This window comes from Rhizorhabdus sp. (assembly GCF_018006725.1).
Classification (GTDB): domain Bacteria; phylum Pseudomonadota; class Alphaproteobacteria; order Sphingomonadales; family Sphingomonadaceae; genus Rhizorhabdus.
Window position 1 is genome coordinate 1 of the sequence record NZ_JAGMXV010000061.1, and the last position, 23,036, is coordinate 23,036.

Annotated in this window: 20 protein-coding genes; 9 read left to right on the forward strand and 11 right to left on the reverse strand. The window is 66.3% G+C overall.

Annotation, left to right across the window (positions count from 1 at the left end):
* Together KAY22_RS10650 and KAY22_RS10655 are read left to right on the forward strand one after the other, a co-directional pair.
* A partial coding sequence (locus tag KAY22_RS10650; protein WP_296623128.1) for a sulfatase-like hydrolase/transferase occupies positions 1-1,380 on the forward strand: 1,380 nt, incomplete at its 5' end.
* On the forward strand, positions 1,377-2,657 hold the full coding sequence (locus tag KAY22_RS10655; RefSeq protein ID WP_296623130.1) for an MFS transporter: 1,281 nt from the start codon (positions 1,377-1,379) through the stop codon (positions 2,655-2,657). The genes KAY22_RS10650 and KAY22_RS10655, both read left to right, overlap by 4 nt.
* Here KAY22_RS10655 and KAY22_RS10660 read toward each other — a convergent pair.
* The gene (locus KAY22_RS10660; RefSeq protein WP_296623132.1) at positions 2,614-3,483 is read right to left on the reverse strand and encodes an AraC family transcriptional regulator; all 870 of its coding nucleotides are present in this window, start codon (positions 3,481-3,483) and stop codon (positions 2,614-2,616) included. The genes KAY22_RS10655 and KAY22_RS10660 overlap by 44 nt on opposite strands.
* Positions 3,484-3,606: 123 nt before the next feature.
* Between KAY22_RS10660 and KAY22_RS10665 the strand changes: the two genes are divergently transcribed.
* From KAY22_RS10665 to KAY22_RS10680, 4 genes are all read left to right on the forward strand, one after another.
* A complete protein-coding gene (locus KAY22_RS10665; protein ID WP_296623136.1) occupies positions 3,607-4,839 on the forward strand; it encodes a hypothetical protein in 1,233 nt (410 codons plus the stop codon).
* Positions 4,836-5,675, forward strand: coding sequence for an oxidoreductase (locus KAY22_RS10670; protein WP_296623138.1), 840 nt, complete (start codon positions 4,836-4,838; stop codon positions 5,673-5,675). The genes KAY22_RS10665 and KAY22_RS10670 overlap by 4 nt, the downstream gene beginning before the upstream one ends.
* 127 nt (positions 5,676-5,802) lie before the next feature.
* The gene (locus KAY22_RS10675; RefSeq protein WP_296623140.1) at positions 5,803-6,342 is read left to right on the forward strand and encodes a nuclear transport factor 2 family protein; all 540 of its coding nucleotides are present in this window, start codon (positions 5,803-5,805) and stop codon (positions 6,340-6,342) included.
* An 86-nt stretch (positions 6,343-6,428) separates the two neighbouring features.
* Positions 6,429-7,181 carry a glucose 1-dehydrogenase gene (locus KAY22_RS10680; protein ID WP_296623142.1) on the forward strand — a complete coding sequence of 251 codons (753 nt, stop codon included), beginning with the start codon at positions 6,429-6,431 and terminating at the stop codon, positions 7,179-7,181.
* Between the two features lie 52 nt (positions 7,182-7,233).
* Here KAY22_RS10680 and KAY22_RS10685 read toward each other — a convergent pair whose 3' ends face one another.
* The 10 genes from KAY22_RS10685 to KAY22_RS10730 form a co-directional block, all read right to left on the reverse strand.
* Positions 7,234-8,403 carry a lipid-transfer protein gene (locus tag KAY22_RS10685; RefSeq protein ID WP_296623145.1) on the reverse strand — a complete coding sequence of 390 codons (1,170 nt, stop codon included), beginning with the start codon at positions 8,401-8,403 and terminating at the stop codon, positions 7,234-7,236.
* Complete coding sequence (locus KAY22_RS10690; protein WP_296623148.1) at positions 8,400-8,798, reverse strand: MaoC/PaaZ C-terminal domain-containing protein; 399 nt, start codon at positions 8,796-8,798, stop codon at positions 8,400-8,402. The genes KAY22_RS10685 and KAY22_RS10690 overlap by 4 nt, the downstream gene beginning before the upstream one ends.
* On the reverse strand, positions 8,795-9,922 hold the full coding sequence (locus tag KAY22_RS10695) for an acyl-CoA dehydrogenase family protein (RefSeq protein WP_296623150.1): 1,128 nt from the start codon (positions 9,920-9,922) through the stop codon (positions 8,795-8,797). Before KAY22_RS10695 ends, KAY22_RS10690 begins: the two co-directional genes overlap by 4 nt.
* Positions 9,923-9,929: 7 nt before the next feature.
* Complete coding sequence (locus KAY22_RS10700) at positions 9,930-10,865, reverse strand: MaoC family dehydratase N-terminal domain-containing protein (protein ID WP_296623152.1); 936 nt, start codon at positions 10,863-10,865, stop codon at positions 9,930-9,932.
* Positions 10,865-12,037: an acyl-CoA dehydrogenase family protein gene (locus KAY22_RS10705; RefSeq protein WP_296623156.1), complete on the reverse strand. Its 1,173-nt coding sequence runs from the start codon at positions 12,035-12,037 to the stop codon at positions 10,865-10,867. Before KAY22_RS10705 ends, KAY22_RS10700 begins: the two co-directional genes overlap by 1 nt.
* Positions 12,027-13,853, reverse strand: coding sequence for a long-chain-acyl-CoA synthetase (locus KAY22_RS10710; RefSeq protein ID WP_296623158.1), 1,827 nt, complete (start codon positions 13,851-13,853; stop codon positions 12,027-12,029). Before KAY22_RS10710 ends, KAY22_RS10705 begins: the two co-directional genes overlap by 11 nt.
* A complete protein-coding gene (locus KAY22_RS10715; protein ID WP_296623160.1) occupies positions 13,850-14,707 on the reverse strand; it encodes an alpha/beta hydrolase in 858 nt (285 codons plus the stop codon). Before KAY22_RS10715 ends, KAY22_RS10710 begins: the two co-directional genes overlap by 4 nt.
* Complete coding sequence (locus tag KAY22_RS10720; protein ID WP_296623163.1) at positions 14,698-15,504, reverse strand: Coq4 family protein; 807 nt, start codon at positions 15,502-15,504, stop codon at positions 14,698-14,700. Before KAY22_RS10720 ends, KAY22_RS10715 begins: the two co-directional genes overlap by 10 nt.
* On the reverse strand, positions 15,501-17,315 hold the full coding sequence (locus KAY22_RS10725) for an acyclic terpene utilization AtuA family protein (protein WP_296623166.1): 1,815 nt from the start codon (positions 17,313-17,315) through the stop codon (positions 15,501-15,503). The genes KAY22_RS10720 and KAY22_RS10725 overlap by 4 nt, the downstream gene beginning before the upstream one ends.
* Positions 17,316-17,414: 99 nt before the next feature.
* The gene (locus KAY22_RS10730) at positions 17,415-18,257 is read right to left on the reverse strand and encodes a helix-turn-helix transcriptional regulator (RefSeq protein WP_296623168.1); all 843 of its coding nucleotides are present in this window, start codon (positions 18,255-18,257) and stop codon (positions 17,415-17,417) included.
* Positions 18,258-18,554: 297 nt separating this feature from the next.
* On the opposite strand from KAY22_RS10730, the gene KAY22_RS10735 reads away from it, so the two are divergent.
* The 3 genes from KAY22_RS10735 to KAY22_RS10745 form a co-directional block, all read left to right on the forward strand.
* Entirely contained in the window at positions 18,555-20,957 is a 2,403-nt protein-coding gene (locus tag KAY22_RS10735; protein ID WP_296623170.1) for a TonB-dependent receptor, read from the forward strand.
* A 7-nt stretch (positions 20,958-20,964) separates the two neighbouring features.
* The gene (locus KAY22_RS10740) at positions 20,965-21,774 is read left to right on the forward strand and encodes an SDR family NAD(P)-dependent oxidoreductase (RefSeq protein WP_296623171.1); all 810 of its coding nucleotides are present in this window, start codon (positions 20,965-20,967) and stop codon (positions 21,772-21,774) included.
* 123 nt (positions 21,775-21,897) lie between these two features.
* Positions 21,898-23,036: TonB-dependent receptor plug domain-containing protein (locus KAY22_RS10745; protein ID WP_296623172.1), on the forward strand; the 1,139-nt coding region annotated here is incomplete at its 3' end.

Sequence of the window (23,036 nt, forward strand, 5' to 3'; positions counted from 1 at the left end):
ATGCTGGAGGTCGCGCAGCCCGGATTTGCCGGGGCGCCGGGCTATGAGGGGCATCTCAACGACCGGGTGGTGACAGTCACCGAATTGCTGCGCGATGCGGGCTACCACACATTGCTGTCGGGCAAATGGCATCTGGGCGACACGCCGGACAGCATGCCCGCCGCGCGCGGCTTCGACCGCTCCTTCGCGCTGCTGCCGGCGGGCGCCAGCCATTATGCCGGGGAGGGGCTCGACCGTTTCTCGATCGTCGCCACCGCCTATCAGGAGGATGGCCGGCCGGTGGCGAAGCTGCCCGACGATTTCTACTCGTCCGACTATTTCGCGGATCGGCTCATCGGCTATCTGGAGGAACGGCCGCGCGAGCAGCCTTTCTTCGCCTATCTGCCGTTCAGCGCGCCGCACTGGCCGCTGCAGGCCCCGGAAGAATCCTGCCTCCGCTATCGGGGCCGTTATGATGCGGGACCGGAGGCACTTCGGGAGGAACGGCTGGCCCGCCTGAGGGCGGAAGGCCTGTGTCCGCCGGACGTCGTCCCCCACCCCTTCGTCGACGGGCAGGACTGGGCTGGGCTCAGCCCCGAGCAGCGCGCCTGGTCGGCTCGCACGATGGAAGTCTATGCGGCGATGGTCGACCGCATGGACTGGAATATCGGCCGCGTGATCGACAGCCTGTCCGCGAGCGGCGACCTCGACGACACGATCATCCTGTTTCTGTCCGACAATGGCGCCGAGGGCGCGATGGTCGAGGCAATGCCGATCGTCGGCAAGATGATCGAGGCGCAAATCGCCGAGCATTTCGACAACAGCCTCGACAATCTCGGCCGGCCGACCAGCTGCTGCTGGTACGGCCCGCGCTGGGCGCAGGCGGCCACCGCGCCGTCGCGCCTGCACAAATCCTTTCCGACCGAAGGCGGCATCCGCGTGCCCTTCTTCGCGAGCGGCCCCGGCATCGCCAGCGGCCGGATCAGCGACGCTTTCTCGACCGCGATGGACGTGCCTCTCACGATCCTCGAAGCGGCGGGCCTACGCTTTCCGACATCCTATCAGGGACGCGCGGTCGCCCAACCGCTGGGCAGTTCGATGCTGGCGCACCTCCGCACGGGCGAAGGCGAAGTTCACCCCGCAGGTACCGAAACCGGGTGGGAGCTGTTCGGTCTGCGTGCCGTACGACGCGACGGGTGGAAGGCGCTGTGGATGCGCAGCCCCGAGGGAACAGGCACCTGGCAACTTTACGACCTGAAAGCGGACCCCGGTGAGACGCGGGACCGCGCACAGGATCGCCCGGACCTGCTGGCGGAACTGATCGAAGCATGGCAACGCTATGTTGCCCAGGTGGGCGTGGTCGAAAGCCCCGTATCCGTGTTCGAACTGGATCCTGCATGACCCAAGGCCCGACGAACGAAAAGCTGACCCGGCAGCACATCGGCCTGCTCGCGATGCTGGCGGTCGTGGTCATGTTCGAGGGGTTCGATGTCAGCGCGACGGCGGTGGTGCTGCCCTATTTGGCAAAGGATTTCGGCACGACGACTGCGGCACTCGGCGGAGCGCTCGGCATCATCGCGATGGGCTCGATCGCCGCCTGGGCGATCGTTCGCCTCGGCGACCGCTTCGGGCGCAGGCCGATCCTGATCCTAGCCGCTGCCGGCTTCTCTCTCGGTTCGCTCGCCACCGTGCTGGTCGGCAGCGTCGGCCAATATACGGCGGTCCAGATGGCGACCCGCGCGCTGCTCGTCACGCAGATCGCCACAGCCTATCTGATCGTCAGCGAAACGCTGCCGCCTGCGACGCGGGGACGCGCCAATGGGCTGCTCGGGGCCTTCGGAAGCTTCGGTGCCGCCCTGCCATTCCTCGTGCTGGCGCCCGCGCTGGAAACCAGCCTGGGCTGGCGTATGCTGTTCCTGATCGGGGCGCTGCCGCTGCTGATGGTGCCCTTGCTCCTGTTCAAGCTGCGCGAAACCCCGGTCTGGCTCGACGCCCGCGCCAGGTCCGCCCCCCGCCTCTCGCCGCTCGACGAGCTGCGCCAGTTGCTCGTCCCCGGCCTGCGCATCCGCTTCGCGGCGATGAGCCTGCTCTGGTTCATCGTCAATTTGGCGACCTCGGTCGGCAGCCTGTTCTTCACCCTCTATGCGGTGCGGGAACGCAACTGGGCGCCGTCCGATTTCGCCGCGATCGCGCCCGTCGGGCTGGTCGCCTGCTTCCTGGGCTATCTCGCGGTCGGCTGGCTGATGGACCGGATCGGGCGCCGATGGACGATCACCCTGTTCATGGCGGCGCTCGGAGGCCTCACCCAGTTCTGCTATTCGGCGCAGGGCTGGTGGGCGGTCGCGGGCGGCTTCCTGGGGGTACAGGTGGCGCTCGGCGTGTGGGTGGCGAGCTACACGCTCAATTCGGAGCTCTTCCCGACCCATCTGCGCGCTGCAGCCAATGGCTGGTGTCACAATCTGATCGGGCGATGGGGCGTCGTCATCGGGCCCTGGCTGCTGGGGGCCGTCAGCGCCGCAATGGGCTCGATCGGACCGGCCGTCACGCTGCTCGGCTTCGCCGCCTATCTCGCCATACCGCTGATCTGGCTGCTGATGCCCGAGACAAGAGGCGAACGGCTCGACCGCTATCCGCTCAGTGAGGACGCCCCGTCCGGTAGCGCTGCCGCCACGTCATAGGGCTGATCCCGAAGCGCCTCCGGAACGCGGTCGAAAAGGCGGCCTGCCCGGCAAAGCCGCAGGCGCCCGCGATCGTCTTGACCGGCAGTTCCGGGCGCTCCTCCAGCATCCGGCGGGCGCGGTCGAAGGTGAACTGCTCGACGCGTTCCATAACCGTGCCCCCCATCGTCGCTTTCCAGGCGCGCATCAGGTGCCGGCGGCTGATCCCGCACAGATCGGCCAACTCGCTCAGATCGGGCGGCAACAGCCTGTCATCCTCGAGCCGCGCCTCGATCCGCCGCAGCTGCCAGTCGGCCATCCCGCCGCGCGGCGCGCCCGACTGGCGGATCTCGTCGAAATGGCGCGCCAGTTCCCCGAGCAGCACCATTCCCAGCCCCGCTACGATCGTCTCGCGCGCGATCGAGGGCCGCACCATCTCGATGCTCAGCCGATCGAGCGTGGCGGCAATGCCTGCCGCGCGCACGTCGACGCAGGAGGCGAGCAGCGCATCCTCCAGCCCCGCGCTCAGCCCGGTGAGTTCAGCGAAGCGGTCGCGATCGAAGCGAACGACGATCATCTCGCGCCCGCTGAAGCCATTCGAGCGGACGTGCAGGGGCACTTGGGCCGGCACGACGATCGCCGATCCGAAGCGGGTGAAGCTGCGGTGCGAACGCGGCTCGCCGAAGCAGCCGATCGCGGCCTCCTCGCCGGTTCGCGTCATATAGACGATCGACGGCTCGTCGAGCTGGTGGCATCGTTCGAAGGGACCGCTGCGATCCTGCACCAGCCGCTCGACCCGCAGGTCCGGCAGGGCCATCTCGACGACGCTGCGATACTGGCCGTCCATCCGCTCCTCCAGCTCTTCTCTACGCGTCGCTTTAACGCATATCCGTCCCTGGCTCCATCTGCGTAGCGGTTGCGCGCCTCGCGCTACGCCTTAGCGTAGCACTCCAGAGAGAGGAGCCACAGCGTGAACCCGATTGCCACCGAAGAACAAGCCCGTTTCGAGCGCGAGGCGCTGGCCGTCCTGGCCGACCCGCGCATGCAGCAGACCATCGAGGACCGCCGCGCCTATTGGCTCGACAAGGCGCAGCCCTCGCCTGCCATGCGCAGGGCGTTCGAATGGGCCTATCCCGAGGTCGCCTTCGGGGCGATCCTCTGGTCGCTGAACACCGACTCGCAGCGGCCGGCGGTCGTCACCATCACCCGCCTGCCGCACAAGCTGGGCGATCTGGACGTGCCCGGCACGCGCTGGGGCATCGACAACCCCGACTCGGTCTATCGCGTGATCCCGATCGACGGGGCCGAGCGCTATGTCATCCGCGGCAGCGTTCCCGATCCGCGCCTGACGGAGAATTACTTCACCCTGTGGAACGCGCATATGGGGACGGTCGACGTGCTCGACGGCAAGTCGCTCGTCCTCGACGCGCAGGGCAATTTCGAGATTTTCGTAGACGCCGACGAGAAGGGCGACCGGGCGAACCATATCCGCTCCTCGCCCGAGGCGATCGAATTCTACATTCGCGACGTCGTCGCCGACTGGGCGCGCGAGCGGCCGAACAGGCTGACGATCGAGCGGCTGGGCGGTGCGCCGAAAACGCCCGAGCGCAGCTTCGACCAGAAGGTGGCCGACGCGCAGGCGATGCTGATCCGCAACGTCGACAGCACGATGCGCTGGAACGCGCAGGCGACCACCAAGGCGGCCAATGGCTTCGACTTCACGATCGACCGCGACAGCGACGGCGCGCTGCGCAACCAGATCTACATCATGGGCCATTTCGACCTGAAGCCCGACGAGGCGCTGGTGATCGAGGTGGGCCTCGGCGGTGCCGATTATTTCCTCGCGCCCATCACCAACATCTGGGGCACGACCAACGACATCATGCACCGGACGTCGAGCCTCAACCTCACCCAGGCGGTGCGCGACGATCCGGACAATCTGACCTTCGTCGTGTCTGAACGCGATCCGGGCGTGTGGAACTGGCTCGACCCCTGCGACATGCCCGAAGGGCTGCTCACCCTGCGCTGGGCCGAGTTCGCCAGCGGGCGGCCGGGCGAGGGCTTCGGCGCGCGCAGCCGCGTGGTGAAGCTCGAACGGCTGCGCGACGAACTGCCCGCCGGCACCCGCTGGGTATCCCCAGACGAACGGCAGCGGCAGCGAGAAGAGCGCGCCGCCTCCTATGCCTGGCGGATCGCGGAATGAGCACCATGCGCAGCTGGATCATTACCGGATGCTCGACCGGTATCGGCCGAGCCATCGCCACCCACGCCCTGTCGATCGGCGACCGCGTCGCCGTGACCGCGCGGAAGCCATCGGATGTCGAGGACCTCGTCGCCGCCTATCCTGACCAAGCCATCGCACTGCCGCTCGACGTAGCCGATCCCGCGCAGGTGCAGGCCGCCGTCGCGGAAGCCGAGCAGCGCTTCGGTGCGATCGACGTCCTCGTGAACAATGCCGGCTATGGCTATGTCGCCTCGATCGAGGAAGGCGACGAGGCCGCCGTCAAGGCGATGTACGAGGTCAACCTGTTCGGCGCGATCCGGATGATGCAGGCGGTGCTGCCCGGCATGCGCGCGCGCCGGGCGGGGCACATCATCCAGATCTCGTCGCTCGCTGGCCGAATCAGCAACCCGGCGACCGGCTACTATTCGGGATCGAAATTCGCGCTGGAGGCTATTTCCGAGGCGCTGTCGCGTGAAGTGGAAGGTCTCGGCATCCGCGTCTGCTCGATCGCGGCGGGCATGTTCCGGACCGATTTCTCCGGCCGCTCGCTCAAGACGGGCGAGTCGGGGGTCGCCGATTATGATGACGGCGTCCACGCCCGGATGCAGTTGGTGAAGTCTGTCGACGGACGCCAGCCCGGCGATCCGGCCAAGCTGGCCGCGCTTGTCGCCGCGGTCGCCGCCATGCCTTCGCCGCCCCGCCAACTGATCGCCGGCCCCGACGCCTACGCCGCCGTCTGCGCGCGCATGGACGAGGTGCGCGCGGCGATGGAAGCGCATCGCGAACTCAGCTGCGGGACCAATTTCGACGCCTGACGACAGGATGTTCCGGCGGAGGCGCTGCACGCTTCCGCCGGCGCTTTCTGCCTCTAGCCAAGCGCGCGATCCTGCTTTAGCGTCTGCGCACACAATATAAGCGCAGATTACGCAAATGGAGGGGTTCGTGGCCTATACGCTACAGCAACTGTCGGACCTTGAGGATATCCGCACGGTAAAGCATCGCTACTTCCGGTCGATCGATACGGCCGATCAGGCGGTGCTGGAAACGCTTTTCACCGACGACGTCTCGGTCGAATATCGCGGCGGCGGCTATTTCGTGCAGCTCGAAGGCGCGGCCAGGATGGTCGACTTCCTGATGAACAGCTTCAACGCAACGGCAGTCGCCATGCACCATGGCCACATGCCCGACATCACCCTGATCGGCGACGACGAGGCCGAGGGCATCTGGTATCTCGAGGACATCTTCATCTCGCTCGACCGCAAGGACGTGACGACCGGGACCGCCATCTACCGCGACCGCTATCGCCGCGTCGATGGGAAGTGGAAGATCGCCCGTACCGAATATGACCGCATCATGGAGGTGGTCCAGCCGCTGACCGATGCGATGCAGATCACCGTGCATCATCTGGGCAAGGTCGGCCGCAAGCTCGAAGACTGCAGCGACATCAGCCATCTGATCACCTGGTACGACAAGGCCGCCTGAGACGCGGCCCCGCAGGCGCCGGCCCGCCGCTCGACGGCAGAAAGGGACCCCGGCTGCTGCTTCACAGAAAAGGGGAGAATAAACTTATGTCAGGACAGTTCGAGGGTAAGGTCGCGCTCGTCACGGGTGCCGGCGGCGGCATCGGCCGGGCCACTGCGATCGCCTTCGCCCGCGAAGGCGCTAAAGTTGTCATAGCCGATCTGCCGGGACCTGGCGGCGACCAGACCGTCGCGATGATCAAGGATGCGGGCGGCGAGGCGCGCTTCATCGCCACCGACGTGTCCGACGAGCAGGCGGTTGCCGCGCTGGTCGAGGGCACCGTCGCCGCCTACGGTCGGCTCGACATCGCGTTCAACAATGCGGGCGTCAATTTCGACGCCGACATCTGGGACAATGCCGAGGCGTTCGACAAGTCGATCGCCATCAACCTGACCGGGGTCGCGTCATGCATCCGCCACGAAGTACGGCAGATGCTCAAGCAGGGCGGCGGCGGCGCAATCGTCAACACCGCGTCGATCAATGGCATCGTCGGCTCGCCGCAGCCCGGCTATGTCGGGTCGAAGCATGGCGTGGTCGGGCTGACCCGCTCGGCGGCGCTTGCCTTTGCCAAGCACGGCATCCGCGTCAACGCGGTCTGCCCCGGCGTGGTGCGCACGCCGATGACCGAGAAGTTCGACAATAATCCGCAGATCAAGGCCGTGATCGAGCAGATGACCCCGCTCGGTCGCTTCGCACAGCCCGAGGAAATCGCCTCGGCCGTGCTGTTCCTCAGTTCCGAAGCCGCGAGCTTCGTGACGGGTCACCCTCTCGTCGTGGACGGGGGCGCAACCGCGATGTGAGGGCGGGCGGCGCCGTCGGCTCGGGGGAATCGACGGCGCCCCCTATTTCTGGTCACGCTTCCGACAATATCAGCCCGCTCGTCGGCACCCCCGTACCCGCCGTCACGAGCACATGGCCCGGCCCGGCCACCTGGTTGACCGAGGTACCGCGCACCTGGCGGACCGCTTCCGCGATCCCGTTCATTCCGTGGATATAGGCCTCGCCCAGCTGTCCGCCATTGGTGTTGACCGGCAGGCGGCCACCGATCTCGATGCCCTCATCCGCGATGAAATGCCGCGCCTGACCGCGCCCGGCAAAGCCGAACGCTTCGAGTTGCGGCAGCACGAACGGCGAGAAATGGTCGTAGAGGATTGCGGTACGGATATCGTCCGGCCCCATCCCCGCCTGCGCGTAAAGCTGCCCGGCGACGAGGTCCATTTCCGACAGTCGGGCGATGTCCTGCCGATAATAGCTGGTCATCATCTGCTGGTCGTCGGCCGCACCCTGCGCCGCCGCGCGGATGATCGCCGGCGGTTGCTTCAACTTAGCCGCACGCGCAGCGCTCGTCACGACGATCGCGACAGCCCCGTCGGACTCCTGGCAACAGTCGAGCAGGTGCAGCGGCTCCACGATCCAGCGGGAGGCCTGATGATCGTCCAGGCTGATCGGCTGCTGGTAGAACCAGGCCGCCGGATTGTTGGCGGCATGGCGGCGGCAGGCGACCGAAACCCGGCCGAAATCCTCTGACGTGGCGCCCGTCTCATACATGTAGCGCTGCGCCGACATCGCCACCCATGAGGCGGGCGAGATCAGCCCGAACGGCACATAATAGCCATAATGGGCGGACTCGGCATTGGGCACGGGCGGGGGCGTGTAGCCGGTGCCGAAGCGATATTGCGACCGCTCGTTCATCGCCCGGTAGCAGACGACCACCTCGGCAACGCCGGTCGCGACCGCCATCGCCGCCTGCATGATCGGCGCACAGGCCGCACCCCCGCCATAATGGATGCGGCTGAAGAATTTGAGCTGCCGGCCGCCGATGTTGCGGAAAACCTCGATCTCCGGATTATTGTCCATCGTGTAGGTGCTGAGCCCGTCGACCTCGGCGCGATCGATGCCGGCGTCCTCCAGCGCGCTCAGGATCGCTTCGACGGCAAGCCGCAGTTCCGACCGGCCGCTATTCTTGGAAAATTCGGTGGCGCCGATCCCGACGATCGCCGCCTTGCCCGCCAGACCGCTCATGCTTCGGCTCCCATATGCAGCGTGACCGTGGCGAAGACATGCTCGCCGATCTGGTTGCGCCCGCTGACCTTCACGTCGACCTCGCAGCCCTCGACGCGGGTGACCTCGCCGGTCATGCGCATCGTGTCGCCGACGAAATTGGGCGCTCCGAGCCGGATCTCGACCGAGGCGACGCGCGCCGAAGGGCCGCTCCAGTCGGACACATAGCGCTGCACCAGACCATTGGTGGTCAGGATGTTCATGAAGATATCGGGCACGCCGGTCGCCTGCGCGGCGGCCTTGTCGTGGTGGACATTCTCATAGTCGTTGGTCGCAATGGCGCCCGCGACGATCGCCGAAGCGGTGATCGGGATGGCGAGTTCGGGCAGCACCTGCCCCACGGCGATGGTCTTCATGCGAGTGCCTCCGTCTGGCCCGAGGCCACTGCCGCGCCGATCGCGGCGAGCATCGGCTGGGCGCCGCCCAGCGTCTCGCCGATCGCGACGGCATCGAGGAAATAGCGGTGGATCGGATAGGTCACGTCGGCGCCCATGCCGCCGTGAAGATGCTGCGCGCTGTGGACGACGCGGTGCCCGCCGATCGCTGCCCAATATTTGGCCGTGGCGATATCCGCTGCCTGCGGCCGGCCCTGATCGATCTGCCACGCGGCGAGCAGCGCGGTCGAGCGCATCGCCTCGACGTCGATGAAGCCGTCGGCCGCCCGCTGCTGTACCGCCTGCATCGAACCCAGAGGCTTGCCGAACTGGATGCGCGCGCTGGAATAGGCTGCGGTGCGCTTCAGCGCTTCACTGGCGACGCCGACCTGACGCAACGACAGCGCGACCTGTGCCCGCTGCACCAGCGCGGTGACGATCGCGCCGCCCTCTTCGACACTGCCGACGATCGCATTGCCCGACAGCGGCGTGCCATCGAAGCTCACCATCGCCTGCGGCTCGCCATTGGTCGAGCGCTGCCCCTGAACGGTCAGCCCCTTCGCGCTCGGCTCGACGAGGAACAGCGCCGGACCGCTTTCGGTCCGCGCGGTCACCAGCAGCGCCTGCGCCTGTTCGCCATAGGGCACGGCGACCTTCACGCCGTCCAGACGCCAGCCATTGCCATCGGTGGTCGCAGTGACACCCGGCGCCGTCGGATCCACACCGCCGACCTCGTCGATCGCGACGGTCAGCAGCGCCTCGCCCGACAGCAGGCGCGGCAGCCACGCCCACTGGCCGACGGTGCCATGCGCGTCGAGCGCCCATCCGGCGAGCAGGGTCGGAACCAGCGGGACGGGAGCAAGGGTCCGGCCCTGTTCCTCCAGCAGCAGGCCGAGGTCGATCATGCCGAGGCCCATGCCGCCCGCCGATTCCGATAGACCGAGTCCGAGCAGCCCCGCATCGGCGAGCGTTTTCCACAGCTTGTCGTCATAGGGCCGGCCACTGTCGGCAAAAGCGCGCAGGGCATCGTCGCCGGTGGCATCGTCGAGGATGCGCGCGGCCAGGTCGCGCAGCGCCACCTGATCTTCGGAAAGGGTGAAATCCATGATGTCCTCAGGCGAAACGGAAGGCGGGGAGCAGATAGCCGGGCTCGACCTCGACGAAGTCGGCGACGACCGGGCGGCCGATCGCGATGTCCTCGGGCTTGGCGTCGATCATGTTGGCGACCATGCGAACGCCTTCCTCCAGCTCGACCAGGACGACCGGCAGCGGATAGTCGTAACCCGGCAGGCGCGGCTGGTGCATCACGACGAAGCTGTGGATCGTGCCCCGCCCGCTGGCCTCGACGATCTCGAAGTCGAGCGAGCCCGTCACCGGGTCCATCGGTCCCGGCGGATGGCGCAGCCGGCCTTCGCACGACTGGAACAGCAATTTGCGCTGGGCGATCCCCTCCCAGAAGAAGGCGTTGTCGTGGGTGATCGCCGGGCGCGGGTGCGGCCAGGCCTTGGCCTCGCCCTCGACAGGCGCGGCGGCCTTGGGCTGGGCGAGGTTCGGCTTGAACTTGAGCACGCGGAAGGTCATCCGGCCGACCGGCTCGCCATCGACGGTGAAGTCATAGGCGAGCGTCACGAAATGGCCGATGCCGAGTGCGGTGCGCTTTTCATCCGATACGTCGGCGACGGTCGGGGTGGAGGTGACGACGTCGCCGATCCGCAGATAGCGGTGATAGTCCTGCCGGACATTGGTCGCGACCACGCCGGTATAGCCCGCCGCGTCGAACAGCGCGAGCACCGCCATATTCTCCTCGGCGGTCCGTCCGCCGGGGCGATAGGGCGCCATCGCCCACACGTCGAGCATGGCCGGCGGCGCGACGATGCCCGGATGGCCGGCGGCGATGGCGGCAGCTTCGTCGAGATAGATGGGGTTGGTCTCGCCCATCGCCTCGCACCAGCGGCGGATCATCGGCAGGTTGACCGCATCGCGCGCCACGGCGGGCCTGTTGGCGGGGCGCCCCACCCACTGGCGCGCCTGTTCGAGAAGGTCGCTCATCAGCGTGCTCCCCGAGGCATGCCGAGGCCGATCTGTGCCACCATGTCCCGCAGCACCTCGGCAGTGCCGCCGCCGAAGGTGTTGATCTGGCACTTGCGATATTCGCGCTCGATCCGTCCGCGCAACACCGCGCCGGGCGATCCGTCGCGGATCAGGCCGACCGGGCCGAGTATGTCGAGCAGCAGCCGCATCACCTTGATCATCGCTTCGGTGCCGAACACCTTGAGCCCGGAGGCGAGATCGGCGCGGGTCGAACCCTGCGCGACTTCGGCCGCCACGCGATTGCCCATCACCCCCACCGCGCGCAGCAGCGCATAGGATTCGCCGAGCGCCGACTGGACCCAGGGCACATCGATCAGGCGGCCGGCACCCGACGGCGTCTCGCGCGCCCAGGCGACGACCTCGTCGAAGCAGCCATTGCCGGTATAGGTGAGCGCGGCGAGGCCGATCCGCTCGTGATTCAGCTGCTCGGCGATCAGGCGCCAGCCGCCATTGACCTCGCCGATGACCATGTCGGCCGGGACGCGGACGTCCTCATAATAGGTGACGTTGGTGCGGAAGCCGCCGACCGTCCAGATCGGCGAGACCGAAAAGCCGGGGAGCGACGTGTCCATCATCAGGATGGTGATCCCCTTGTGCGGGGGGGCATCTGGATCGGTCCGCACCGCGAGGAAGACATAGTCCGCCCCCTCAGCGCCGCTGGTGAAGATCTTCTGCCCGTTGATCACATAGTCGTCGCCGTCGCGAACGGCCTTGGTCTTGAGCGCGGCAAGATCGGTACCCGCGCCCGGCTCCGAATAGCCGATCGCGAAGATCAGATCGCCGCTGGCGATGCGCGGCAGGATGTCCCGCTTCTGCTTCTCGGTCCCCAGCCGCATCAGCGCCGGGCCCACCGTGTTGACGGTCACGAAGGGAAAGGGCGCTTCTGCCAGCACCAGTTCCTCGAGCAGGATCTTCTGGGTCAATGGATCGAGCCCACGACCGCCATATTCGACCGGCCAGCCGGGGGTCAGCCAGCCATCGGCCCCCATCTGCCGGATGATCTGTCGATAGACGGGACCGCTTTCGGCGTTGACCGTGGCGGCGCGAACCTCGGGCGTCATCAGCCCGTCGAGATAGGCGCGGAACTCGGCCCGCAGCGCCTGCTGGTCGGGCGTGAACTCAACGTGCATGGGGGGATGCTCCTGCAAAGGGAGGGATGTCGAGCCGCGCGAGCGCATCGGGCGTCAGCGGCACATAGGTGCGGGCCTGGGGGTCGGCGACGTAGAGCGGATCGCCCTTTGCGGCCCCGGGATCATAGCCTTCGCGCTGCAGGTCGACCTTGCGCAGCTTGAAGGTGGTGGTCATGTCGGCCGTGGCGGACAGCCGGACGAACAGCGGCATGGCGTAGCTGGCCAGCCGCTCGGCCGCGAAGGCATAGAAGGCCTCCGGCTCGAAAGCCTCGCCCTCGGGATAGGTCAGAGCGACCATGCCGGCCCGGCCCTCGGTGCCCGGCACCGCGACGCCATAGACATTGACGATCGAAGGGCCGGGGAAGCCCGACAAGACGGTCTCGACCTCGGCGGTGGAAACATTCTCGCTTTTCCAGCGATAGGTGTCGCCGACCCGGTCGACGAAGAAGAAATAGTCGTCCTCGTCGAAGCGGACGAGATCGCCCGAGCGGAACCAGCGGTCGCCCTCGCGGAACAGGTTGCGCAGCAGCTTCGCCTCGGTCGCCTCGGCCGAGGTATAGCCTTCGAAGAAGCCGCCGACCCCGGTGCCGTCGAGCACCTCGGCAACCAGTTCGCCGACTTCGTGCGGGCCCGCTTCGACATAGCCGCCGTCCGCATCGCGGACATGCTCGCCTGCGGCCACGTCCCACTTGAGGATGCGGATGTTGGTCGCCTTGGGATAGGGCAGCCGCCCGACCGACCCCGGCCGGCCGTCGACATTGGTGATCCCGTAATTCGCTTCGGTCGATCCCAGACCCTCGATGATCGTCTCGACACCGAAGCGCTCGGAAAAGGCGGTCCAGACATCCGGCTTGAGACCCGCACCGGTCATCACGCGCAGGCTGTGCTCGCGGTCGTCGGGCGACGGCGGCGACGCCATCAGGTAGCGGACGATCTCTCCGATATAATAGGTCGCGGTGATGCGGTGGCGGCGGACGTCCTGCCAGAAGCCCGAACGGCTGAACTTCCGCCGCAGCACGAACGGCCGCCCCGTCACGAGCGCGACCGAGGGCACCACCATGCCGCCCGCCCCATGATAGAGCGGCAGCACGCAATAGAAGACGTCCCCGGCGCCGAATTCCATCAGTCCGGTCATCATCTCGCCCGCGTTCAGGAAGCGCATGTGGCTCATCCGCGCCGCCTTGGGCAGGCCGGTCGTGCCCGAGGTGAAGATCAGATAGAGCGGATCGGCCATGACCACGCCCGCCCGCTCGCTGCGCGGGGGATTGGCATCGGACGCCGTCGCCATGCCCGCATCGAGATCGCGCCAGCCCTGCCCGCTGCGCTCCGCGCCCGTCTCCGACTGCTCGAAGACCAAGGCCGGCAGGCTTTCGGGCGCCATGCGGGCCACGGTCTCAGCCAGTTCCGATCCGACAATCAGCCCCTTGGCGTCAACCTGGCGCAGCGCATGGGCAAGGATGTCGCCGGTCGCGCTGGTGTTGAGCAACGCGGTGACCACGCCGATCTTCGACAGGCCCAGCCAGGTCATGACGAACTCGGGCCGGTTGAGCATGAGCAGGGCGACCACGTCGCCCTTCCTGAGCCCGGTCGCGAGGGCCGCATGCGCGACGCGGTTTGCGCGGCGGTTCATCTCGGCGAAGCTGATCGACTGGTCTTCGAACAGGATGAAGGGCGTATCGGCCGCGTCCACCGCACGCTCCTCAAGCCGGTCGGCAACACTGTAATCCATGTCGCGCGCGAAGCCCGCCACGCGCTGATAGCCGCGCATCAGCCGCGCCATGCTTTCCTCGCGGCTTGGGACGACGAAATCCTTCATGCGGTTGGCTCCGGCAGCGTATCGAGGAAGGTCAGAAGGGCGCCGAGAAAGGCGTCATTATCGTCGCCGGCGACCATGTGGTGCGCGCCCGCGATCGGCACGACCTGCGCCTTGGGCAGCATCTCCCGAAAGCGTGTGGCGCCCGCCTCGGACACGATCTCGCTGGCCGTGCCGTGGACCAGCATCAGCGGGCTGCTGACCGCCCGCGCGGCGGCAGACAGGCGCCGGTTGACGTCGTCCATGTCCCATTTCGCGTTGGGCCGGACGAAGGCGGGATCCCAATGCCAGTACCAGCGCCCGTCCGCGCGCTGGCGCAGGTTGCGCGACAGGCCGTCGAGCCGATCGGGACGCGGGCGATGCGGCAGATAGGCGGCGATCGCGTCGGCGGCCTCGTCGAGCGTGTCGAAGCCGCTATCGGTGCCGCGCATGAAGCCGACGACCTGTTCGCCGCCCTTCTTCTCCATCCACGGCACGATGTCGACCAGCACGATCCCCGCGACGTCGGCCTGCGGAGCCTCGCCCGCCGCAAGCAGCGACGCAAGCCCGCCGAGCGATGCGCCGACGAGAATGGGGGGAGAGTCGAGGCCGTCGATCACGCAGCGCAGATCGTCGCCGAAGCGGTCGAGCAGATAGTCGCCATCCTCGGACCAGGCGCTTTCGCCATGACCGCGCTGATCGACCGCGATCGCGCGATAACCGGCGCGGGCGAGGGCCGCGACCGCGTTCCGCCACGATCCGCGCGTCTGCCCGCCGCCATGCAAAAGGATGACGGGCTGACCATCCGCCGGTCCGGCAACGTCTGCCGCCAGCGCGAGGCCGTCCGCGCCCTCCATCCGGATCGGGGTCAGTTCCATTCGGCCGAGGCCGCTGCGGTGTCGGCGATACGAACGCCCCGGATACCGAGATGCGCGCGCGCATCCTCGGGGGTCATGTGGAAGACCTCTTCATAGCGCATCAGGTAGATCGGATCGGACTCGCGCCCGACCTTGGCCCCGCGCTCCATCGCGTCGAGGACGGTCAGCCAGGTCTGCGGATAATGAAGCACTGCACGGGTGATGATCCGGGTCGATCCGAGGATCGAGAAGACCGACAACTCGCCCGCCAGTTCCGGGCTCAGATGCACGAACAGGTTCGCGAGGCGCATATAATAGGGCACGACTTCGCCGATGAAATCGAAGCCGCCACCGCCGAGGATATGCTCTAGATCGTGCTGCTGCCCGGCGCGGAAGTTGAAATATTCATAGTCGTTGCGCGCCTTGACCGGCGGCACGATGTCGACCTGAAGATTGTTGTCGACCAGCTGGCGGTAGAAGATGTTGCCGACCGTCCCCGGCGCATATTGGGCAAGGTCCTCGCGCTGGAAGGTAGAGGCATAGCCTTCCTCGAACCATGCATCGAGCGCGGCATTCTTCTTCCGCTCTTCGGCGAACAGCGCATTGATATGGTCGATGTCTTGAAGCTGGCGCAGCAGCAGCACCAGCTGGATCGAATCCGAGGGCGTCGGCACGTCGGGACCGTTCCGGCGCAGCATATGCGTCGACACCCAGTCGCGCAGGCGGGCGTCGTTCAGATATTTGGATGAGCTGATCAGCGTGCTGCTCTCGGTCGAAAGCGGCACGATCCCTTTCATCAGATAGCTGTAGTCGTTCATGCCAGTGTCTCCGCATGGAGGGTCGCCGCGAGCGAGCGCGGCACTGCGACGGGAAAGCGCATGATCAGCTGCGCCATGCTCTTGGCGGCCGGATCGACCCCGGCCCCGCTCAATATGCCACCGCCCAGGCAGCCGTGGACGACGAAGTTCAGCGCCGAGAAGCCCGGGACCGCATAGCGGTCGACCTTCGGTAAGCTGCCGTCCGGCGAGAAATGGCGATACCATTCGCCTACAGCTTCGGGCGTCATGGCGGCGGCGATCCAGCCGATCCAGTCAGGATCGCGGGCGATCACCGCGACGTTGAAGAGGCTGCCCTTGTCGCCACTGCGTCCCCAGGCGAGGTCGATCAGGTCGACCGTCGTCCGATCCTCCTCGGGTGCGGCGGCAGCGATCACCGGCGCGGCGACCTCGCTCGTGCGGCCGGGCGCAATCGGGACAGGCCAGCTCTCGCCCCCCATCGTAACGAGCGGGGTCACCATTTCGCGCGGCAGCAGGAAGCCGAACAGCCCGGTCAGCGGCTGGACCGTCGTCGCGAGGTTGATGCTGGTGCCGACCGACATCGTCGTGATGCCCGAGGCCTGCTCGCGCGCGAACATGCCCGCGCCCTCGACCATGGGGTGGTCGACCGTCAGCTTGAGCACCACCTCGCGCGCGCCGGAGATGCGGGCATGCGGGCCGTAGCTGGCCTCCTCGCCGATCACGACGACCGAGGTGCCGCTGAAGTCCGGCAGGTTGCGCGCGCGCAGCAGGCTTCGGCCGCGTTCGATCAGCGCCTGCCCCTGCCGCCGCGCCTTGGCGCCCGCGCTCTCGCCGATGATCGGAGTGAGCCCGGTGGTCCGCCAGCCCATGTCGAAGGTAACACTGGCCTTGAGCCACGGTGTCGGCGGCCGCCCCCGCGCGCCGCTGACATGCACGCGGTCGGGACCGAGCTGTTCCAGCCGCACCGCACTGAAATCGCAGGACACGTCGGCAACCACATAGTCGGCGGGATTGCTGACCTCGTACAGAAGCTGCTCGGCGACTGTCCCGACGGAGACCAGACCGCCGGTGCCCTCGGGCTTGGTCAGGACCATGCTGCCGTCCGGCGCGACCTCCCCGATCGGAAAGCCGATCGCCTCCCAGCCCTCCACCGCGTCCCAGTCGGTGAAGGTTCCACCGGTGACCTGGGTGCTGCACTCGAGCAGGTGTCCGGCCAGCGTCCCCGCTGCGAGCTTCTCATAATCGTCCGGCTGCCAGCCGAATTCGTGGACGAGCGCGCCGAGCACGATCGCGGAATCGACCACCCGCCCGGTGATCACGATGTCCGCACCGCCTGCCAGCGCCGCAGCGATCGGAAAGGCGCCGAGATAGGCGTTGGCGGTCAGCACCTTCTCGGGAAAGGCCGCGCCGGTGAACATGTCACGCACGTCCGAGGCGCGGAACTCCTCCACCCGCTCGATCAGTTCGTCGCCGGTGACGGCCGCGACCTTCAGCGAAAGCCCCTCGGCGGCGATCTTCTCCTCGACGGCCCGGGCAAGGCCGAGCGGGTCGAGCGCGCCGGCATTGGCGATGATCTTCACCCCCTGCCGCGCGATCTCGTGCAGATGCGGGCCGACATGGACCGTCAGGAAGTCCGGGGGATAGAGGACCGGGGGCGTTGCCTGACGCGAGCGCCCGAACATGCCCATGCTCGCCTCGGCGAGATAATCGAAGATGATATAATTGAGCCCGCCGGCGGCCAGCAGCTGCGGCACACCCAGCGCGCTGTCGGCGAAATAGGCCGACCCGCCACCAATCCTGATCCTGCGGTCTGCGTCTGTTCTTATGTTCACGCGCGTCCCTTCTCCTGGATGGACATAATCACGGCGGAGAGGACGCTGCGACAGGCGCGCCTGTATGAATCGCGGCGCCGATGTTCCGATCCGTGCAGATCAGTCGATCGTCATTTCCGAGCGAAAGCGGCCCGGCGTCGTCCCCGTCGCCTTGCGAAAGGCCAATGTGAAGCTGCTCGCGCCGCTAAAACCGAGCGTGGCGGCGATCTGCTTCAACGGCATGTCGGTCTCGCGCAACATCGCCTGCGCGCGCGACAGCCGGACCTCCTCGACGAAGCGATGAACGGTGCGCCCGGTCGTGGCACGAAAGACGCGAGCGAAATGGCTGGCGCTGACCTCGGCCAGCTCGGCCAGTTCGGCGATGGTAAGGCGCTCACCTGAAGACGCTGCCACGCGATCCTCGATCCGTCGCAGCTGCCACGCCGCCAACCGCCCCCGCGCGTCCACCCCATCGGAGACCGAACGCCGAAAATAGCGGGCGAGATCGATCGCCAGTGTCGTCGCCAAGGCGTCGATCAGCACATCGGATCCAAAGCCGGGAGACAGGGCCTCTGCAGCCATGCGTTCCATCGCTGCGCGCACCCGCACGTCGCGAACGTCGCCGCACAGCGCCAGCTGACGCCGATCGGTCGGATCGAAATCCGCCGGCAGCCAGCCGCCCGCCGAACTGCAGACCGACAGGCGACGATCGCCGCCGGGCCCCGTCGCGCTGATCGCAGCGCCGGCCGGGATGACCATCATGCCCCCCAGCGGCAGGACCGAACTGCTCGCATCCGCCGAACGGAAGATGCCGGCCGATCCCCGCGCAGGATTTTCGCACAAGACGACGAGATCGCGTCCCGGCGCGCGCGTGTCGCGCGATGGGCGTTCGTAGCGATAGGTATAGACGTGCACCCGCGTCCGATCGGTGCGGAGCTCGCCGTCAGTCCGGGCGCGTCGCATATAGCCTCTCCATCGGTCTGCTGCCGGGCGTGGCCAGCCTAGCCGAGGGCCAACTGCATAACCAGCATGAATGCATTTATGCGTATCAGCGACCAGTCAATTTTACGCAGCTACGCATCATCACCAAGCCCAGCGCAAACGAATGCTGCGGCACATACGGGCAAAAATGTCACAATATGCGCATTGTTTATAATTTTGAGATACGCATTCCGGATTGACTTAGGCCATTTTCGAGACTTATGCGTCGCCACGATACAGAAGCGCCGGGCCATGATCCGGGATCCGAGGGGACGTAGAATGTCGCATCATAAAGTTCGTTTCGCCACGCGCTGCGCCGTCATCGCGCTGGCCTTTTCGGCCATTTCCGCTCAGGCCCAGACCACCCCGGTCGAGGAGGGCGCAAGCGAAGGCATCCAGGACATCGTCGTCACTGCGCGTCGCCAGTCCGAGTCGCTGCAGAAGACCCCGATCTCGATCACCGCGCTCGACAGCCGCGCGATCGAAAGGATCAACATACAGGCGGTCGACAAGCTCGGCCAGGTCGCCCCGAACCTGGTGATCAGCCAGCAATCCTCGTCGCTCTCGGCGGCATCGATCAACATTCGCGGCATCGGCCAGACCGATCCCTCGCTCGGCCTCGACACCGCCGTCGGCATCTATCTCGATGGCGTCTATGTCGCGCGCAGCGCCGGCTCGATCTTCGACCTCGTCGATATCGAGCGGATCGAAGTTCTGCGCGGCCCGCAGGGCACGCTGTTCGGCCGCAACACCACCGGCGGCGCGATCCAGATCGTGTCGAAGAAGCCGTCGGATGTGTTCGGGGCCACCCTGCGCGGCGGTTACGGCACGCGCAACAACTGGTTCGGGCGCGGGCGCGTCGATACCGGCGAGTTCGGTGACTCGGGCATTTCGGCGGCGGTCAGCTATTATCATCGCCAGCGGGACGGCTATTTCGACAATTTCCTGACGCCGCGCAGCAAGGATCCGGGCTCGCTCAACGTCGATGCCTTCACCGTTGCGCTCTCGGGTGACTTTGGCCCGCTCCAAGTCGATTATGGGTTCGACTATGACGACCGCACCGGCGCGCCGGGCTTCTTCCAGACGGTGGCGCTGAGCCCCGACGCCCAGACCTATTATGGCCGCTCGCCCACTTATGGCGGCCCCGCACTGCAGTTCGTCGGTGCCGACACCCGCCTGAACAGCGGCCTGCAGCAGCCGGGCGGCCCCGGCAACACCTATACCTCGCACACGCGCAGCCAGGGCCACACCCTGACGCTGTCCTACGAGCTGTCGGACGCGATCACGATCAAGTCGATCACCGGCTATCGCAAGCTGCTGCTCGAAAATGTCCTGGGCCTCAGCGGCCAGGGCGACCTCAAGGGTCTGGTGCTCGACTTCACTTCGCCGACGCTGACCTCGGTCCAGTCGGTCACGCCCTATAATGGCTATAACAGCCCGCAGAAGCAGAAGCAGTTCTCCGAGGAGCTTCAGCTGCTCGGCAGTGCCGGCGACTTCAGCTATGTGCTCGGCGCTTATTATTTCCGCGAGAAGGTGTCGGAGAACAACAACCAGAACCTCACGCTGGTGCTGTCGCCCTTCGCCCTGCCCTTCCTCGGCTTTCCGACCGCCGTCCAGGACGCGCTGGTGGGCCAGGGCATCGACCTGATCGGGCTCAACCTGTCGCCGATCGCGCGCTATTCGCAGGTATCCAAGTCCTATGCCGCCTTCGGCCAGGTGAGCTGGAAGCCGCAGTCGCTCGACGAGCGGTTCGAGCTGACCGGCGGTATCCGCTATACCGAAGATCGCAAGAGCATCTTCCTGCAGAACCTGTCCAATGGCGTGTCCAGCATCATCGGTCCGCCGCGGGGAAGCGTAAAATACACCAACACCTCCTTTCTGGGGTCGGCCAGCTATCAGCTGAGCCCCGACGCGCTGATCTATGCAAAGCTGTCGACCGGCTACAAGTCGGGCGGTTTCAACCCGCGCGCAGACACGCTCAACAGCTTTGCGCCGGAAAAGCTGGTCTCCTATGAGGCGGGCGCCAAGCTCGACCTGTTCAATCGTCGTCTGCGCATCAACGGCGCAGCCTTCCTGAGCAAATATGACGACCTTCAGGTTCCGCAGTTCGCGGCGGGCAGCGGCGGCGCGTCGACCCTGCTGGTCAATGCCGGCAAGGCCGAGTTCAAGGGCGTCGAACTGGAAGTTACGGCGCTTCCGGCGCGCGGCCTGACGCTGTCGGGTTCGCTCGGATACACCGATCCGAAATATAAGCGCTTCCTCTTCCTCAACCCGAACACCAACACGATCAGCGACATCGCCAGCACGGCACGCTTCCCGAACGTCGCCAAGTTCAACTCGAACGTCGCGGTCGATTATGTGTTCGAACCGATGGCGATCGGCACGTTGTCGGCGCGGGTCTCCTATGCCTATCGCAGCCACGTCTATTTCTACCCGAACGACGCGGTGAACCCGTTCCAGCAGCAGGTCGACTCGCCCGCGACCAACACCGTCGACGCGCGGATCGCTCTCAGCGACATCGCGCTCGGCAGTGCGGCGAAGGGCGAATTGTCGCTCGTCGGGGAAAATCTGCTCAACGAAGACCAGGTGCTCTACGGCATCGACTTCGGCTCGCTCGGCTTCGGCGGCAAATTCTACAGCGAACCGCGCCGCGTGTCGGTCGAGTTCAAGATCAGCTTCTGATAGCCGCATGATCTCCACCGCCTCCAATGCGGTCATCACCGGTGCGGCGAGCGGAATAGGCCTAGGCCTGGCCCGCGAAGCCGCCCGGCGTGGCCTTCGATTGATCCTCGCCGATCGTGACGCCGATGCTCTGGCGGCGGCGACCGCCGGGCTTCCCGACGCGCTCGCCGTACCGACCGACGTCACCGATCGCGCGGCGGTCGACCGGCTTGCCGACATCGCCTTCGAGCGCTTCGGCCGGGTCGATCTGCTGTTCAACAATGCCGGTATCATGGCGACCGGCTTCAGCTGGGAAATCGAACCCTCCCGCTGGGACGCGTCGCTGGCGGTCAATGTTGGCGGAGTGCTCAACGGCATCCGCAGCTTCGTGCCGCGCATGCTCAAGGCGAATGTGCCGGCACGGATCGTGAACACGGCATCGGTGGGCGGCTTCAACCCCAGCCCGCTGATGGCGCCCTACAGCGCCACCAAATTCGCCGTCGTGTCGATTACGGAATCGCTGAAGGTCGAACTCGACATGCTGGACGCCCCCATCAGCGTCAGTCTGCTCGCCCCCGGCCCGGTCCGGTCGGCGATCTTCGACGATCCGTTCAGTGGCGAAATCCACCCCGCCACGCAGAAATTCGTCGATGCCCTGCGTGGGATGATCGGCCAATATGGTATGGATCCGGAGCCCTTCGCGGCGGCCGTCTTCGATGCGATCGAGCGTGGCGATTACTGGATCGTCCCCCAGCCCGAGGCGCTGGACCCGATGCTTGAACAACGGCACAAGATGATCACCGAGCGCGCCCAACCGCGGTTCGACTTCCTCTCCTGACCTGATTTCAGGCCATTGGCGCTCTGCGTAGCATATCATTTGATGTGCTACGCAGAGCGTTGCCTTATGTCGCCGATTCTGTCATTATTCGCGGACAATATAAGCAACCCAAGGGAGGGGAAGTTGACCATCGCATCCAAATTCCTTCGCGCGTCCGTCATCGCTCTCGCCGCGGCCGCGCTCGCACCGCTCCACGCGCAGACGGCACCCGCAGCCGACGAGACCGCAAGCAATGACGGCCTCGAGGAAATCGTCGTCACCGCCGAGCGCCGCGCCGAGAATCTGCAACGTACCCCGATCGCGATCACCGCACTGACCGCCACTGCGCTCCAGGCCTCGGGCATCACCGACCTGCGCGGCGTGGTTCAGGCGGCGCCGAGCCTCTATTTCGCGCCTTATCCCAGCTCGTCGACGACGCTGGTCCTGTTCATGCGCGGCCAGGGCATCGGCGACCCCAACCTGATCACCAAGGATGGCGGCGTCGGTCTGTATGTCGACGGCATCTACCAGTCGCGCCCGCAGGCCTCCACCTTCGACCTCGCCGATGTCGAGCGGGTCGAAGTGCTGCGTGGTCCGCAGGGCACGCTCTATGGTCGCAACACCACCGGCGGTGCGGTCAACATCATCAGCCGGAAGCCGAGCGGCGAACTCGGCATTCGTGGCCTCGCCTCGGTCGGCAATTACGGCTATCGGCGCGTCCTCGCCAATGTCGATCTGCCGCAGTTCGGCGACTTCAAGGTGAAGCTTACCGGCCTCTATTCGAACCGCGACGGCTGGGCGAAGAACGCGAACAACACGGCAGGCGTACCCAGCGCGAACGACTTTCAGGCCGACCGCAAATATGCCGTGCGCGGCGCCGTGCGGTGGGAGCCGACCGACACGGTCACCGTCGACTATGCGGCCGACTATAGCGAGCAGCGCACCACTCCCGTCCGCTACGTCACCGAAAACGCTTTCGCGCCCTTCCTTTTCCCCGGATATAATTCCGACGTGAAGCGGGCCTATCGGCCGGTCTATCTGCCGTATAGCACTGTGAAGTCGGACGGACAGACGCTTGTCGGCGAATGGCAGGCGACCGACGGGCTGACGCTGCGGTCGCTCAGCAGCTACCGCAACATCCGGGTCAAGACCTATCAGGACTATGTCGAGGCCTTCCTCGCGCCCTTCTTCAGCTACGACAAGATCGGGTCGAAGACCTACACGCAGGAATTCCAGGCGGTCGGCAATTTCGATCAGTTCAAATATGTCGTCGGCGTTTATTA